Genomic DNA, 16,240 nt, shown 5'->3' with positions numbered 1-16,240 from the left:
CGCGCGCCGCTTGCCGCTAAACGCGCGTCCATCATGAAACCGCAAACCCCTCCCAAGACCTACAGGGTCAAGTCTTTCGGCTGCCAGATGAACGTCTATGATGGCGAGCGTATGGGTGAGCTCTTGGCCGAAAAAGGCATCACCCCTGCGCCCGACGGTGAGGAGGCGGATCTGGTGGTGCTCAACACTTGCCATATCCGCGAAAAGGCAGCCGAAAAGGTGTATTCGGATATTGGGCGTCTGAAAAAGGACGATGGCTCCAAACCGATGATCGCGGTCGCCGGATGCGTTGCGCAGGCCGAGGGTGAAGAGATCATGGCACGCGCGCCAGCGGTGTCCATGGTTGTGGGCCCGCAGGCCTATCACCGGTTGCCCGATATGTTGGACAAAGCGGTGAAGGGCGAACGCGCAACAGACACTGACATGCCCGCCATTGCGAAGTTTGGAGCGCTTCCGCAGCGAACGCGGCGATCACCCACAGCATTTCTGACTGTGCAGGAAGGTTGCGACAAGTTTTGCACCTATTGCGTGGTCCCTTACACCCGCGGCGCTGAAATATCACGTCCGTTTAATGACTTACTGGACGAGGCTCGTAAGCTGATTGAAGCAGGCGCTCGCGAAATCACTCTGCTGGGTCAGAACGTGAATGCCTGGTCTGGCGAGGATGACAAAGGCAAGGCGGTAGGACTTGCCGGTCTGATCCGCGCTCTTGCGCCGCTCGATGGATTGGAGCGCATTCGCTACACCACATCGCATCCAAACGACATGGAAGACGACCTGATCGCGGCGCATGGCGAAGTCGAAAAGCTGATGCCTTATCTCCACTTGCCCGTGCAGTCCGGCAATGACCGAGTGCTGAAAGCCATGAACCGGGCGCACACGGCGGAGAGCTATTTGAAGCTGCTCGAACGCTTCCGCGTAGCTCGCCCCGATATTGCGCTCTCAGGCGATTTTATAGTGGGTTTTCCTGGCGAGAGTGAAGCGGAATTCGAGGACACTCTGAGCCTGATTGACGAAGTGCGCTATAGCCAAGCCTTCAGCTTTAAATACTCGCCGCGTCCGGGCACACCAGCTGCGGCGATGGACAATCAAATCCCGCGCGAAGTGATGGACGACCGTCTCCAACGCCTTCAAGCTCGCCTCAACCGGGACCAGCGAGCCTTTAACGATGCTCTGGTGGGCAAGACTTGCGACATTCTTGTCGAGCGCAAGGGAAAGCTACCCGGCCAATGGCTCGGCAAATCGCCATGGCTTACGAGCGTGTGGTTTGAGGGCGACGCGGAAATCGGCGATCTGGTTGAGGTCGATCTTGTCGATGCGGGCCCGAACTCTATGCGCGGCTCACTCCTCGCCTGATCTTTCGATCTTGGTCGTTTGCGCAGCGGTTCGTGCGATGACCCGACGCGGGCTAGAGAAGAGCGATGCGTTGTAAAGCTCATCAAGCAGGGCAAGATCATAGACGGTCAATGCCTCGGGCGGATTGTCCGACTGGAAAAGCGTTAGGATTGTCGCCGCAGCGACAGGTTCGCCCGGCTCTGGCACGGAGGTCGCGAGCAGAGTTCGCATCGTGATGTAGTCAGCGAGTTGAGCAAGAGATAGGCCTTGAGCGGCCTCAAGTTCGATCATCACCGCCGCGCCCGTGATCTCGTTCACGTTGATGGGGTCTGAGGTGGAGAAGGGCCGTAGCTCGGAAATCTGGTCCAAGGCGCCGAACACGCGCGCATTCCCCTTGCTGAACAGCAGGGGCTGCCCCCAGGCATCGCGCAAAACCACGCGGTTGTAGGCGCGCACGGGCCCCTCTTCGGTGAGCACCCAGTGCCGCTGATAAAGCGGCAAATGCGCAAGCTGGGGCGATCCCTCATCGAGCCAGCTCTCCGGCGGTCCTGCCTGCGCAGCCATGAAGGCAGCGCGAATGGTGGGTGTGCACTTGGCTTCATCGTCCGCGCCCAGCCCAACGCGCTCGGCATTTTCGCGAATGCGCGCCTCGATTGCCCGTGCGTCTTCGGCTGCAATTCCAATGACTTGCGGACAGATAGGGAAACGGAAGCTAGCAATGGCGCGTTTACGCCGCGGCTCGCGCACGATCTTCCGCGTAAACTCGCGTAGTTCTTCGCGCCGATCGCCTTCGCTTTTTTGCGGCTGGACGATGATCTGGGGCTTATTGCCCTGCGCTCTGGATTGCGTGGGAGGATCGACCTCAGCTGGCTCAGCTTGGTTCGCTGGCCCCACCATAGCACTCAAAGCGAAGGCGATTGCGGCAATCATGGTCCAATGACTCCTCTCAATCTGGAACGCCTGCATAACATGTCCGGTTCCAATATGACCGAGCTATGACTTTCCACCGCAAGGAACACACCCTAGATTGCTTTGACGCGTTTCCCCCTTACGCTCCCGAATCAGCCCTCAACCGCATTTGCAAAGGAATCTATGGGCCGCAGACCAACTCGTTCGATTGATCCGGCAGTTCTGCCCGATCCCATTAACGCCCCAAAGGATGCAGCGGTGCACCCGAACGATGTGACCCGATCCAGAACCGAGGTCAGTTTCGAAAACCAATCCCTCCTCGGCGCCTTGTTCGGGGAATTCGACGCCAATCTGGTGCAGGTCGAGAATCGCTTGGGCGTGATGATCCATGCGCGCGGTGATCAAATCGTGATTGAGGGACCTCAAGATGCTGTCGCGCGTGCTCGCGAGACGCTCACCACGATGTACGATCGGCTGGCCCTTGGGCAGGATCTCGATGCAGGTGCGATCGAGTCGCTGATCGCGATGTCGAACGAGCCAACCTTGGAAGGCATTATTTCGGGCGATAAGGAAGAACCGCCCATCATGATCCGCACCCGGCGCAAGACGATTGTGCCGCGCTCGGCCATGCAGATCGCCTACATGCGCAGCCTTGTGCGCGATGATATCATCTTTGCACTCGGTCCGGCGGGAACGGGCAAGACATACCTTGCGGTCGCACAAGCTGTCAGCCAGTTGATGACCGGCAGCGTGCAGCGCCTGATCCTTTCGCGCCCTGCCGTTGAAGCGGGTGAAAAGCTCGGTTTTCTGCCCGGCGATATGAAAGACAAAGTCGATCCCTATCTGCGCCCGCTTTACGATGCGCTTTACGATTGCATGCCGCCGGAACAGGTAGAGCGACGGATTGAGAGCGGCGAAATTGAGATCGCGCCGATCGCCTTTATGCGCGGACGGACTTTGGCCGATGCCTTCGTCATCCTCGATGAGGCGCAGAACACTACGCGCGAACAGATGAAGATGTTTCTCACTCGCTTTGGTCAGAACAGTCGGATGGTCGTGTGCGGAGACCCGCGTCAGGTCGATATTCCTGGCGGAGACCGGATGAGCGGTCTTGCCGATGCGGTGGAGAAACTGGAAGGCGTCGACGGCTTTAGTACGATCCGCTTTACCGCAGCCGACGTGGTGCGACACCCGATCGTCGGACGGATTGTTGAAGCCTATGAAGGCGGTTCATAGGCCTCTATGCAGCTGGACATTGCGTTTGAGGGTAGTTGGACCGAAAGCTCTGACACCGCCCAGCTTGCTGAATTCGCGTATGACGCAACGGCCCACGCCGCACCCGAATTGGGCAATGCCCGCTTGTGCGTGAGCCTCCTGTTCGCAGGAGATGAGGAGGTGCGCGCCCTCAATCGTGAATGGCGCAAGCGCGACAAGCCGACAAATGTGCTCAGTTTTCCGATGCTCTCGCGCGCGGAATTGCTTGAAATCGATGCCGAAGGCCCACCGGTAATGCTCGGCGATATCGCATTGGCTCACGAAACATGCGCCCGCGAAGCTGCTGACAAGGGCATTCCGCTAGAGAACCATGCAGCCCATCTCATCGTTCACGGTCTGCTGCATCTGGCGGGCTATGATCACGTCCATTCCGACAAAGAAGCAGAAGCCATGGAAGCTTTGGAGATAACTGCTCTTGCAAAAATGGGCATTCCAGACCCATATGGGGATCGACACTGAACTGGAGCACACAGGGCCGGGGCCCGAAACACACAATGCCCGATTCCCAATCCACTGCAGGAGAAGCGGAGAGTAGCAGCGGACTTCTGTCCGCTTTCCGCAAGATTTTAAAGCTCGACGAAGGCGATCGTTCGCTGCGCGCTCAGCTTGAAGAAGCCATTGACGAGCACGAGGGCGAAAACGGCGATACCGAGCCTGACGACAGCAGCGCGGGGGGCAATGGCGATCTTCTCCCGGTTGAGCGCCAGATGCTGCGCAACCTTCTGCATTTCTCCGAACACGATGCGGACGACGTTGCCGTGCCGCGCGGCGAAATCATCGCGGTGGATGCAGCGCTTAGCTGGGATGAGCTCGTTGCCGCGTTTTCAGAGCACGGCCATTCGCGCATGCCGGTCTATCGTGAGACTCTGGATGACGTGATTGGCATGATCCACATCAAGGACGTCTTCACCTACCTGACCGGCGACAAAAAACCGCCCAAGGATTGGACAATCCTGATGCGCCAACCGCTCTACGTCCCGCAATCACGCGGCGCATTGGACGTTCTTGCCGATATGCGGGCCCGCCGGGTGCATCTTGCCATCGTGCTTGATGAGTTTTCTGGAACAGACGGCATCATCACCATCGAAGACCTTGTCGAAGAAATTGTCGGCGAGATTGAGGATGAACATGACGAAACACCAGAGGCATTGATAGTGCCCATTGGCGAGGGGATGTGGGATTGTGATGCCCGCGCTGAATTGGACGACGTCGCCGAAATGGTGGACCCGCGACTCGCTGAAGTATCTGAATCTGTTGATACTTTAGGCGGCCTCGCTTTTGTGCTTGCCGAACAGGTGCCCCAAGTTGGGCGGATCCTGGAACATCCTTCGGGCTGGAGGATTGAAGTGACTGCGGGCGATGAAACGCACGTAAAGCGCTTGCGCCTTCATGCGCCTGAAGATGAGAATGACTTGCAGTAATTGCACAAAGAATCGTTTCTCACACTTTTTTCTTCGATTTTTTGCATCCTTTCGTCTCGACAGCCGTAGCTCCTTGCAAGAAGGAGTTGTTCAATGCCGTCACGTCGTCTTCCACCCCTGCGCGCACTCGAAGCGTTCATGCGCACGGTCCGTTTAGGGTCGGCTCGCGCAGCTGCTGAGGAGATTGGTCTGTCGCCGTCTGCATTGTCGCGCCGGATCACAAATCTTGAAGAGTTTGTGGGCAAGAAGCTGTTCACTCGTGCCCGCCAGTCCATGCAGCTTACCGATGAAGGTCAGGCTTTCTACGAAGCGGTGAACCCGCATATGGAAGCGCTTGCCCGCGCGGTGGAAAGCCAATCCGACAATATATCGCTTCTGCGCCTGCGCCTTGGTGTGCTGCCCCTGTTCGGCAGCCAGCGCCTGTTCCCGCGGCTTGGTGAATTGCGCAAACGTCACCCGCTGCTGCACATCGATATCGACACCGGGCCGCATTTGGAGGACCGCGTGGGTGATACCTTGGACGCAGCGATCATCTTGTCGCGTGGTCCGGCATCCGGGTTGCACGCTGTGCGCCTTGATCACAACCTGGTCCACGCGATCTGTTCGAAGGACGTTGCGCGCAATATCGGCGACGTCGTCAATGCCGAAAGCCTCGCCAAGCAGACTTTCCTTATTCACAATGAGCTGCCTGAGAGCTTTGTCGCATGGAAGGCGGCGCACCAGCTTGAGGAAATGGATCCGGCAGCGATTGACCATTACGACTCAGGCCAGCTCATGCTGGAAGCCGCTGCACAAGGGCTGGGCATTGCGATCATGCACGATGATCACATGCGGCGGGCGGCTGATAGCCGACTGACTGAACTTTCGAAAAAAGATGTCGAAAGCCCGTACAGTTACTGGTTTGTTTGCAAGCCGACGGCGCTCGAAACGCGGCCCGTGCGGCTGTTCCACGATTGGTTGGTGAGAGCGGGGCTCTAAACGCCCACTTATGCCTGCGTATCGTCGGGCACTTTAGCGGGTGAGGGCGCTTCGTACCGGATGGGCGCTACGTCATGCGCAAAATCGCGCAGAGGCCCGCCAATTGTTTCGCACAAGGCGTCTTCAATGCGGCGACGCGCTTCTTGGCTGATGGCTTTTCGTCCGCGGAAGTCTTCGGGGCTGAAAGGTTCAAGGAACTTGATCCGCAGCTCAAAAGTACCCTTTCGCGCAAGAACGCGCTTCGAATTGTTCAGACCGCCTTCGTCACCAATCCATCCGATCCATTCGGCTATTTCGCCGTAATCGAGCAGAACAGGCTGCACCAATACACCGGGCGGAGGTGGCTCAAGTACACTGAGCATGCTTGTCTTGAACGGAAGAAGAGAGCGGCCATCGGTTGTTGTGCCCTCTGGAAAAACGGTGACAGACCAATTGTCAGACAGCGCCTCTTTCAAAGCGTTGATCTGTTCAGCCACACCCATCCGATGTTCGCGTTTCACAAAAACGGTGCGATTGAGCGATGCAAGCCAACCAACAAGCGGTGACTGTTCGAGTTCTGCCTTCGCCACGAAAGCCGTACCGCAAGCACCGGCGAGTGACAGGATATCGATCCACGACACGTGGTTTGCGACATAGAAAACGTCGCGTTTTAGGTGTGTGCCTTCGGTTTTAACTTTCGCTCCCGAAATTCGCGCCGCATAGCGCAGGAACAACATCGGAAACGGTGAGCCGTAGGCAAAGATGCGATAGGCATAATGCAGCGGCACGAAGATGATCATCAAAAGAGCAAGCGCGAGTGCGCGAAAGAAAAGACGGACTTTTCCCCCCAAGGAGAGGGGCGTGGTCTCGCCACGCGCTGCTGCCACGCGCAATTCCCATTCGCGGGTTTCGGCATCGGCTGCCTGTTTCAGAGTGTCTGGATTACGTGCCAATATTGCAGCCGCTTAATCGTCGCGCGACAGGCGCACACCGTAAAGCTCCATCCGGTGATCAACGAGGCGGTAGCCCAGCTTCTCCGCAATCTGGCGCTGGAGTGCTTCAACTTCGGGATCAACAAATTCAACAACCTTGCCAGTTTCAACATCGATCAAATGATCGTGATGCGCCTCCGGCACAGGTTCATAGCGAGAGCGGCCATCGCCGAAATCGTGGCGGTCAAGAATCCCGGCCTCTTCGAACAGGCGGACGGTTCGATAGACTGTTGCGATGGAGATCTTCGGATCGATTGCCGATGCTCTGCTGTGCAGCAATTCCACGTCGGGATGATCGTCGCTGTCAGACAGAACCTTGGCAATCACGCGGCGCTGTTCGGTGATGCGCAGACCTTTTTCCGCGCAGAGTTGTTCGAGGTCGATTTTCTGGCTCAAGTCACAGCTCCATCTCTCATGCCAAGGCTTGGTGCTTAACCGTCCTTAGACAGGCTAAGCCAACTGCTCAAGCCAAGGCGATGACGCGGATGTGCGTGAATGGATGCATGTGCCCATACCGTTCGAGGGACCGGCCATTGCAGGCAGGCCCCTCAAACGAACAAAGCTTAACCTTTGCGGCGACCGCGACCGCTGCCTGGCTTGCGCCCAAGTCCGATCTTCTTGGCAAGATCGCGGCGCTTTTCGGCATAGTTCGGAGCAACCATTGGATAATCAGCAGGCAGATTCCAGCGTGCTCGATATTCCTCGGGGCTCATGTCGTAATTGGTGCGAAGATAACGCTTAAGCATTTTCAGCTTTTTGCCGTCTTCAAGGCACACCAGGTAGTCAGGCTTGACCGATGCGCGGATCGAAACGGCCGGTTCTGGCGGCGCCTCTTCTTCCTCATCAGGCCCACCCAAATGCGAAAGCGCGCCATAAACGCTGGTAATCAGCTCGGGCACATCTTCGACGGTGACTTCGTTGTTGCTAACATGAGCTGCGACGATATCGCTGGTAAGCGTTATCAACGTCTCTTTCTCGATTTCCAAATCTTGCATGAGTTCCCCATTTATTATTTGTCCGGATATTTCCGGTAGGGCGTGTCATGAACGAGCGAAGTTTTGAATGCAATATGATTTCAGCTGATACCGGATCGATTTCAGGTGAAAAAATGGTGACTACACTTATGAAATAGAGCGGCTGAAAGTAATTGCATCTATTCGTGTACCATTAGACATGCGGTAATACTGGGAGCGTTCACCGATCGGTTCGAACCCGGCGCTTCGATAAAGGTGTTCAGCCGGATTACCCCGTCGCATTTCGAGAAAAACGCGGGCCACACCTCTGGATTTCGCGCTTTCGAACAATGCCTTGATCAAGGTGTCGCCGAGGCCGCTGCGGCGGGCATTTGGCACAACTGCAATAAGCAGCAACTCCTCTTCATCAGCTGCATGGCGCGAAAGGACGAAGCCCGCCGCTTCGATTTCTTCTTCGTCACTCTCAATCCGATTGCCACTCGCATCGACCAAGATCGCATGGGTGCTGGGCATCGTAAGCGCGTCGGCAATCTGGCGCCTGTTCCATGCTTCGCCGTAGGTTGGATCGAACGCCGCTTCCATTACGGGCATGATCCGATCGACAAGGGCAGTGCGCGTAATCATAAAGCGACCTTTTGCGGCACAGCATCAGGCGCGCGGCCATAAATGGGCGACAGATCGTGGGTGAGGTTCGCTTCCTCCAGCGATTGGGTGTGCTGCGCGTTTGGAAGCCATTCCAGCGCGATTTTTTTGTCGCTGAACAATGCAGCGCATTCCTTGGCGCGGTTGCCGACAATCACGACATGCGTACCCATCTGCCTAACTGCATCGGGTGTAAGCGATTGTGCATCACCTACGATGCCGTCATCACTGCCGAAATTCTGCACAAACCATTCGCCATGCCCGCCATTCATGCACACTGTAACGCCCTCCGTGTGCTCCGCTTGGGCCATCGCCGCTAAGAGGGATAAGGTTGGATACCCCAACACCTCGGCTCCCCATGCAAAACCGAGCGCACGTGCGGTGGCGATGCCGATCCTCACTCCTGTAAAGCTTCCCGGACCAAGCGAGACAAGTATCCGATCCGCCCGGCCTTTGTCGGGCAATGCTGCGATCATCGGCACCAGCGCCTCGGCATGGCCGCGGCCAAGCACGCGGTGATCGTGCGCTATGCACGCGCTCCCATCAAAGAGCGCTACCGAGCAGGCTTCTGTCGCTGTTTCAATCGCGAGGATACGCATGATTGATGCCCGATGCCCGAGAGCGACGGACGCCGCAAGCGCGGATCATCAATCGCAACAGCTTCAGGTCAGACTATGGTGTTGAATTTTTCGAAGTCCGGGCGCGGGGAGCGATCAAAAATGCTCTCCGGATCGCCATAGCCAATTGAACAGATAAAGTTCACGCGGTGGCGGGGTTCATCGCCAAAGAATGCTTCGTTCACCGCGTCTTCGTCGAAACCTGACATCGGCCCGCAATCAAGTCCAAGCGCGCGAGCGGCGAGGATTAGGTAAGCACCTTGCAGAGACGAATTGCGAAATGCGCCTTCCTTGCGGCCGTCTTCATCGCCCTCGAACCAGCTTTTCGCATCGGCATGAGGAAACAGCCATGGAAGCTCTTCGTGAAAATCGATGTCGTAGCCTATGACGGCGGTTACTGGCGCAGCTTTGATCTTGTCCTTGTTTCCATCCGAGGCGCAATCGGCGAGTTTTGCCTTTTGTTCGTCCGATTTCACCCAGACGATGCGCACCGGCTGCATGTTAGCGGATGTGGGCGCCATCTTGGTAAGATCCCAGATTGCGCGGCATTGTTCATCTGAAACGGGCTTATCCAGCCAATCATTATAGGTGCGCGCCTCGTTGAAAATTTGATCGAGCGCAGTGTCGGAGAGGATGTGATCGTGAAATTGAGTTGTCATGTGAGTCCTGAAATCAAAGTGAGTTAGGCGGCTCTCACTTCAACAACTTCAGGCACGTAATGTTTCAATAAACCTTCGATCCCGTGTTTGAGGGTGGCTGTGCTCGAAGGGCAACCCGAACATGCGCCCTGCAATGTCAGGTAGACGACACCGTCCTTGAAGCCGCGATAGGCAATGTCGCCGCCATCTCCTGCGACCGCAGGGCGAACGCGCGTTTCGAGCAGTTCCTGAATTGCTGCCACGGTCTCGGCATCCTCTGGACTGTCTTCGACAGCCATTTCTTCTTCTGCCGGAACGTTGATGCCGTCCGCGCTTCCGCCTGCGAACAGCGGAGCTTCAGACACGAAATGATCGAGCAGGATTGAAATGACCTGTGGTTTCAACGCGCTCCAATCGCTGCCTGGAGCGGCGGTGACGGTCACAAAGTCCCAACCGTAAAAAACGTTCACGACTTCGCCCGTATCGAAAATCGCTTGCGCCAAAGGACTCGCTTCAGCCGCTTCTGGAGAGGGAAACTCGCGTGTTCCTGTCGACATGACCGTGCGGCCCGGCAAGAATTTGAGCGAAGAGGGGTTTGGCGTTGTTTCGGTTTCGATAAACATGGCTTGAAAGATAGTGGGCATGACACGGCGCGGCAATGGTTTCGGCGCATGAAATCGCACATGTTGCCGCATTCACTATCCCTTCAGACCTTGCGCCCCTATATGCACAGCATGAATGTTTTGAACCGGGCCGTTTTCGCTCTTTCTCTATTGGCTGCGCCGTTTGCGTTGTCATTTCCGCTTGCCGCTCAGGACGTCGCACCTGCGCGGCCGCCTGCATCGGAGGTGCCCGAACCGCAGGCGCTGCAAACTGGCGATGAAGTGCCATGGCTTTATCGCGGGAGTGATGTGCCGGTCGATGACAAATGGCTGTTTGGTGAAATGGATAATGGCCTGCGCTACGCCGTGCGGCGCAATGGCGTACCCCCGCGTCAGGTATCGATCAGGGTGCGTGTCGATGCAGGTTCCTTGCACGAGCGTGACGATGAGCAAGGCTTTGCGCACTTGCTTGAACACTTGTTGTTCCGCGAGAGTAAGTATCTGGGCCAGGCCGAAGCGATTGCCGCATGGCAGCGGCTGGGCGCGACATTTGGCAGCGATGCCAACGCCGAAACCAGCCCGACGCACACAGCATACAAGCTCGACATTCCCGACATTGATCCCGCGAAACTATCGGAGAGTTTCAAGCTGCTGTCAGGCATGATCCGCGAGCCAGTGCTGAGCGAAGTCAATGTCGCGGCGGAACTGCCCATTGTTCTGGCAGAAAAGCGCGAGCGGGGCGGGGCATCTCAGCGCGTGGCAGATTTGACCCGGCGCACGTTCTTCGCCGGACAAAGGCTTGCGACGCGCAACCCGATCGGAACTGTCGAAACGCTCAACGCTGCGACCGGTGCAAAGATGCAGGCATTCTATGATCGCTGGTATCGCCCGGAAAACACTGTGATCGTGGTCGCGGGCGATGCTCCTGCTGAAATTCTCGCTGGCCTCGTCGAACAATGGTTCGGCGATTGGGAAGGCACGGGCGAAGCAGGCGTTGCGCCTGATTTTGGTGATCCCGTTGCGCCAGCGGCAAACGACAATGACGATCTGGCTCAGCCGATTGGCGAGCTCGCCGTTGCAGTAGAAGCTGATCTTCCGCGCAATCTGACCTATGCCATCATGCGGCCATGGCGTCAGGTGGAAGACACGATCGTCTACAATGAAGGTCTGCTGTTGGATGCGATTGCGCAGGCGATCATTAATCGCCGGCTGGAAACCCGTGCAAGGGCTGGCGGCTCTTACCTTTATGCGCAGGTTTCCCAAGATGATGTATCGCGTTCAACCGATGCGACCTTTGTCGCTTTCGCCCCGCTTTCTGGTGACTGGGAAAATGCGTTGATCGACGTGCGCTCGGTCATTCAGGATGCAATAGCGAGCCCGCCCACGCAGGAAGAGATCGATCGCGAAGCTGCAGAATTCGATGTGATTTTCGCCAATCAGGTCGAACAGGAAAGCGTGCAGTCGGGATCAGAACTAGCCGATAATATCGTCAACGCGGTTGATATCCGCGAAACAGTCGCTTCGCCCCAAACGGTGCTGGACGTGTTTAGAGGGATGAGTGGCCGTCTCAACCCAGAAGAAGTGCACGAACGCACAATCAAGCTGTTCGAAGGCGATGTCTTGCGCTCTGTCTATGTCACGCCGGTAGCGGACGAAGCGGATCGCACGGCCTTGCGTTTCGCATTGGGACGCGAGATTGAGGCGGACGCAACCGCGCGCCTTGCAGCACAGACGATATCCTTCGATGAACTGCCCCAGGTTGGCGAACCGGGCGAAATTGTTTCGGCAGAGCCGCTTGGCATTCTGGAAGTCGAGCAGGTCAATTTCGACAATGGCGTGCGCGCACTTTTGTGGTCGAATAACGCAGAGCCGGGCCGAGTGACGGTAAAAGTCCGCTTTGGCGCTGGCTATCGTGCATTTGATGAAAGCAATGCCGTCTACGCCCCGCTTGGAGAAATGGCGCTGGTTGGATCGGGCCTTGGCGAATTGGGCCAGAACGAGCTCGACCGGCTGGCAACGGGCCGCAAACTTGGCTTTGATTTCCGGATCGATGATGCGGTGTTTACGTTCACCGCGCAGACACGATCTGATGATGTGGCCGATCAGCTTTATCTGTTCGCGGCCAAACTTGGCATGCCGCGTTGGGACGCAGATCCCGTGGTTCGGGCAAAGGCGGCTGGAGAGCTTGCTTACAATTCTTATTCAACCAGCCCCAGCGGCATCCTCAATCGCGATCTCGAATACTTCGCGACCGGTGGAGACCCGCGCTTTGCAACGCCTGATCCCGATGCACTGCGAGACGTCACCCCAGAGCGTTTCCGAGAAGTGTGGGAGCCGCTGCTCAAACAAGGCCCGATCGAAGTTCTGATTTTTGGCGAGTTTGATCGCGATGCGATTGTTCAAAAACTCAGCGAGACATTCGGCGCGCTGCCTGCGCGCGAGCCGATTAGCGAACAAGTTGCTGCCCGCGTTCCCAATTTTGCCGAAGACACCGGCGCTCCGCGAGTGCTGAACCATCGCGGCGATGGCAATCAGGCGGCTGCTGTCATTGCCTGGCCATCGGGTGGCGGGATGGAGAGAATTCGCGAATCGCGTCAGCTCGAAATCTTGACGCAATTGTTCAACAATCGCTTGCTCGAAGCCTTGCGGGAGAGACTGGGTGCTAGTTACAGCCCGCAGGTCTTTTCAAGCTGGCCGACGGATATCAATGGCGGCGGGCGGATTACGGCTCTTGCGCAATTGCAGCCCGATCTGGTGCCGATCTTCTTTGCAGAGGCGGATCGGATTGCGCGCGATCTAGCGGCCAATCCGCCGACTGAGGATGAGCTTGCGCGCGTGACCGAACCTTTGGCGCAGCTTGTGCGGCGCGCATCGACGGGCAATCAGTTCTGGCTCTATAATCTGGAAGGCTCGAGCACCGATCCGCAGCGTGTGCCGCTGCTTCGCACACTATTGTCGGATTATTCTCAGACCAGTCCGCAGATCATGCAATTCCTTGCCAATCGGTACTTTGTGGAGCGCACTCCGCTGAAGCTTGCGGTGATCCCCGAAGGCCAGGAATTGGCCGAAGGTCCTCCGCCTGTGCTGGACGCTCCCGTGCAACCTGCAGCAGCGATGGTTTCGGGACGCTGATCGGCTTTTGCGATCACAGCGCGCATGAAATAATATTGTCGAAGATCGCTTTGACGCTTTACATATAGAACACGACCCGTGTAGCCGCGCCGCCGCACGAACGAAAACAGAAGAAAAATAGAAAGCACAAGCCATGACAACAACATGGACACCAGAGAGCTGGAAAGCCCACGAAGCGCGGCACTTGCCCGCTTATGAAGACGCCAACGAATTGGCTCAGGCCGAAGAGGTTCTGGCTGCATATCCACCGCTTGTCTTTGCGGGAGAGGCGCGCGCGCTTAAGGCAGACCTTGCAGAAGTTGCCAATGGCAAGGCGTTCTTGCTGCAGGGCGGTGACTGCGCTGAGAGCTTTGCCGAATTCCATCCCAACAACATTCGCGACACGTTCCGCGTGCTGCTGCAGATGGCGGTTGTGCTCACCTTTGCGAGCAAGCGCCCCGTTGTAAAAGTTGGTCGGATGGCGGGCCAATTCGCAAAGCCGCGTTCTGCGCCGACAGAGACCAAGGGCGAAATAACGCTGCCGAGCTATTTCGGTGACAATATCAACGGGATTGAGTTCACTCCGGAACAGCGCCGCAACGATCCCATGCGGATGGTGCGCGCCTATTCTCAGGCTGCATCAACGCTCAATCTGCTGCGCGCATTCGCGGGTGGCGGGTATGCGAATTTGCGGCAGGTGCATCAGTGGACGCTCGATTTCATGGGCCGCACGCCTTGGACTGACAAATTCGCTGAAACCGCGGATCGTATCGGCGAAGCGCTGGACTTCATGGAAGCGTGCGGTGTGGATCCGGGCACGGTGCCGCAGTTGCAGGGAACAAGCTTTTACACCAGTCATGAAAGCCTGCTGCTGCCTTACGAGCAAGCGCTCACACGGCAGGATTCGCTGACGGGTGATTGGTACGCGACGTCTGCACACATGCTCTGGATTGGCGACAGAACCCGGTTTGACGGCAGCGCGCATATCGAATTTGCGCGTGGCATTGGTAATCCGCTGGGCATGAAATGTGGCCCATCGCTTGAGCCAGATGCGCTTATTCGGCTTCTTGATCAGCTCAATCCCGGGCGCGAAGCTGGCCGCATCACTCTCATCAGCCGTTTTGGCCATGACAAGGTTGAAGATGGGCTTCCAAAGCTGGTTCAGGCTGTGAAACGCGAAGGACATCCTGTTGTGTGGAGCTGTGATCCGATGCACGGCAACGTCATCAAATCGGACAGCGGCTATAAAACGCGTCCGTTTGACCGCATTCTAACCGAGGTGAAGGGCTTCTTCGCAGTGCATCGCGACGAAGGAACTCACCCTGGCGGCATCCATATCGAGATGACTGGACAGGACGTGACCGAATGCGTTGGCGGTGCAGTAGCCATCACCGACGATGCGCTGGGGGACCGCTATCACACCCATTGCGACCCGCGGCTCAACGCGGAACAATCGCTCGAATTGGCTTTCCTGATCGCTGAAACCTTGAACAACGAGGTTGGCGAAAAGATGGGCATAGCGGAAGCCGACGCTGCGTGATCGCCAATTGCTGACGGCGGCTTAACAGGTGCCGTTCACGCGGCCCCTCGGTTCGTATAGGTATTTACCCGAGGGTACACCGGGGCAACGTAACAAGGGTTTGCCCTTATCCGGGCCCGGATGGAGTACCTTGCTGCCTCCAATTCCGGCTCTGCGGCGCTGTTCGCAGCAGCGATAGCGCTCGGCTTGATTGCAACGGTCGCATGTGTGTCGGTGCTCAGAGCCCGCCGCGAAACTCAGATCATTGCCCGAATTGCTCGCGAACGCGCCCGCCGGATGAGCGACCTTTTGCGCACAATCGGCATGGCAGAGAAGATGGCAGGGCTGGGCATATGGCAATACGATCCTTCCACCGGAGCGCAGCAGTGGTCGCTCGGAATGCGGCGGATGTTCGGGGTTCAGCACGATGAACCGTTTGTCGAAGGCGATGCTGAAACGCTTCTCTATGCAAACGATGTCGATCTCATCGGCAACGTTACAAAGCGCGCGAGCGTGCAGGGGCCGTTCGCGATGTCCTTTGAGATTAATGGCGCCAGTAGCGATCCGCGAACCGTCAGCGTTGAGGCATGCAATTTGCGCGGGGATAGCGGAGAGGTAAGCCGCGTGGTTGCTGTCTTGCGCGATGTAACCGACGAAAAAGAACGCGAGCGCGAGCTTGAATTCTCACGGCAAATTGCGGTGCAGGAGGCACGGCGCGCCCGCGATCTGGCCGACACCGATCCTTTGACGGGACTTGCCAATCGGCGCCGGGTCATGGCCGAACTCGATCGTTTGATCATGAACGCGCGCCACAGCGAAGGGAGTCTTGTTCTGGTGCTGTTCGACATTGATCACTTCAAACTGGTGAATGACACGCACGGCCATCCGCAAGGCGACAAGGTCATCAAGAATGTGGCCCGCATTGCTTTGCAGCAAGCGCGAGAAGGTGATCTGGTAGGACGTGTTGGCGGTGAGGAATTCGTTTGGATCGTTCCCGGCGCCAATCAAGAATTCGCTCGAAAGATGACTGAAAGGCTGCGCGATGCGATTGCGCGAGGTAGTTCGGTTGGCGAAGTGCCCTCAGTGACGATCAGCATTGGTTATGCTGATTGGCAAGCAGGCGACACATCGCTCACGCTTTTCGCGCGAGCGGATACTGCCTTGTATGACGCGAAGAAAACGGGCCGTAACAAGGTTTGCATGGCGGCTTGAAGCCCGGTGAAGCGACGCGAAGTCGCGACCTAAGCC

16 protein-coding genes are annotated in these 16,240 nt (G+C 57.2%); 8 read left to right on the top strand and 8 right to left on the bottom strand.

Going from position 1 to position 16,240, the window contains the following annotated elements; genetic code table 11:
• Positions 1–33 precede the first annotated feature (33 nt).
• Positions 34–1,356, top strand: coding sequence for a tRNA (N6-isopentenyl adenosine(37)-C2)-methylthiotransferase MiaB (miaB, locus tag AUC45_RS04525; protein ID WP_067598687.1), 1,323 nt, complete (start codon positions 34–36; stop codon positions 1,354–1,356).
• Here miaB and AUC45_RS04520 read toward each other — a convergent pair.
• Positions 1,342–2,265: a hypothetical protein gene (locus AUC45_RS04520; RefSeq protein WP_067598685.1), complete on the bottom strand. Its 924-nt coding sequence runs from the start codon at positions 2,263–2,265 to the stop codon at positions 1,342–1,344. The genes miaB and AUC45_RS04520 overlap by 15 nt on opposite strands.
• Before the next feature lie 162 nt (positions 2,266–2,427).
• Between AUC45_RS04520 and AUC45_RS04515 the strand changes: the two genes are divergently transcribed.
• The 4 genes from AUC45_RS04515 to AUC45_RS04500 all read left to right on the top strand — a co-directional run bounded on the left by AUC45_RS04515 (position 2,428) and on the right by AUC45_RS04500 (position 5,918).
• On the top strand, positions 2,428–3,480 hold the full coding sequence (locus AUC45_RS04515) for a PhoH family protein (RefSeq protein ID WP_082700948.1): 1,053 nt from the start codon (positions 2,428–2,430) through the stop codon (positions 3,478–3,480).
• 6 nt (positions 3,481–3,486) lie between these two features.
• Positions 3,487–3,978, top strand: coding sequence for an rRNA maturation RNase YbeY (gene ybeY / locus AUC45_RS04510; RefSeq protein WP_067598682.1), 492 nt, complete (start codon positions 3,487–3,489; stop codon positions 3,976–3,978).
• A gap of 35 nt (positions 3,979–4,013) precedes the next feature.
• Positions 4,014–4,940 (top strand): hemolysin family protein, encoded by a 927-nt coding sequence (locus AUC45_RS04505; RefSeq protein WP_067598680.1) that lies wholly within the window; start codon positions 4,014–4,016, stop codon positions 4,938–4,940.
• Positions 4,941–5,033: 93 nt separating this feature from the next.
• Positions 5,034–5,918, top strand: coding sequence for a LysR substrate-binding domain-containing protein (locus AUC45_RS04500; protein ID WP_082700947.1), 885 nt, complete (start codon positions 5,034–5,036; stop codon positions 5,916–5,918).
• An 8-nt stretch (positions 5,919–5,926) separates the two neighbouring features.
• On the opposite strand, the gene AUC45_RS04495 is transcribed toward AUC45_RS04500, so the two are convergent.
• From AUC45_RS04495 to AUC45_RS04465, 7 genes are all read right to left on the bottom strand, one after another.
• Positions 5,927–6,850 carry a 1-acyl-sn-glycerol-3-phosphate acyltransferase gene (locus tag AUC45_RS04495; protein WP_233998521.1) on the bottom strand — a complete coding sequence of 308 codons (924 nt, stop codon included), beginning with the start codon at positions 6,848–6,850 and terminating at the stop codon, positions 5,927–5,929.
• A gap of 12 nt (positions 6,851–6,862) precedes the next feature.
• The gene (locus tag AUC45_RS04490; RefSeq protein ID WP_067598677.1) at positions 6,863–7,285 is read right to left on the bottom strand and encodes a Fur family transcriptional regulator; all 423 of its coding nucleotides are present in this window, start codon (positions 7,283–7,285) and stop codon (positions 6,863–6,865) included.
• 167 nt (positions 7,286–7,452) lie between these two features.
• On the bottom strand, positions 7,453–7,884 hold the full coding sequence (locus AUC45_RS04485) for a MucR family transcriptional regulator (RefSeq protein ID WP_067598675.1): 432 nt from the start codon (positions 7,882–7,884) through the stop codon (positions 7,453–7,455).
• A gap of 126 nt (positions 7,885–8,010) precedes the next feature.
• Positions 8,011–8,487 (bottom strand): GNAT family N-acetyltransferase, encoded by a 477-nt coding sequence (locus AUC45_RS04480; RefSeq protein ID WP_067598671.1) that lies wholly within the window; start codon positions 8,485–8,487, stop codon positions 8,011–8,013.
• A complete protein-coding gene (gene tsaB / locus AUC45_RS04475; RefSeq protein ID WP_067598668.1) occupies positions 8,484–9,104 on the bottom strand; it encodes a tRNA (adenosine(37)-N6)-threonylcarbamoyltransferase complex dimerization subunit type 1 TsaB in 621 nt (206 codons plus the stop codon). Before tsaB ends, AUC45_RS04480 begins: the two co-directional genes overlap by 4 nt.
• 68 nt (positions 9,105–9,172) lie before the next feature.
• Positions 9,173–9,781, bottom strand: a complete 609-nt coding sequence (locus tag AUC45_RS04470; RefSeq protein ID WP_067598665.1) for a malonic semialdehyde reductase — start codon at positions 9,779–9,781, stop codon at positions 9,173–9,175.
• A 23-nt stretch (positions 9,782–9,804) separates the two neighbouring features.
• Positions 9,805–10,383 (bottom strand): NifU family protein, encoded by a 579-nt coding sequence (locus AUC45_RS04465; RefSeq protein ID WP_067598662.1) that lies wholly within the window; start codon positions 10,381–10,383, stop codon positions 9,805–9,807.
• Between the two features lie 111 nt (positions 10,384–10,494).
• Here AUC45_RS04465 and AUC45_RS04460 point away from each other — a divergent pair, with 111 nt between their 5' ends.
• The 3 genes from AUC45_RS04460 to AUC45_RS04450 all read left to right on the top strand — a co-directional run bounded on the left by AUC45_RS04460 (position 10,495) and on the right by AUC45_RS04450 (position 16,204).
• Entirely contained in the window at positions 10,495–13,494 is a 3,000-nt protein-coding gene (locus AUC45_RS04460) for a pitrilysin family protein (protein ID WP_067598659.1), read from the top strand.
• 133 nt (positions 13,495–13,627) lie between these two features.
• Entirely contained in the window at positions 13,628–15,013 is a 1,386-nt protein-coding gene (locus AUC45_RS04455) for a class II 3-deoxy-7-phosphoheptulonate synthase (protein ID WP_067598656.1), read from the top strand.
• A gap of 120 nt (positions 15,014–15,133) precedes the next feature.
• Positions 15,134–16,204, top strand: coding sequence for a sensor domain-containing diguanylate cyclase (locus AUC45_RS04450; RefSeq protein WP_067598653.1), 1,071 nt, complete (start codon positions 15,134–15,136; stop codon positions 16,202–16,204).
• Positions 16,205–16,240: the final 36 nt, after the last annotated feature.

Source organism: Erythrobacter sp. YT30 (genome assembly GCF_001542875.1).
Lineage (GTDB): Bacteria > Pseudomonadota > Alphaproteobacteria > Sphingomonadales > Sphingomonadaceae > Erythrobacter.
This window is presented reverse-complemented; position numbering and strand designations above follow the sequence as displayed.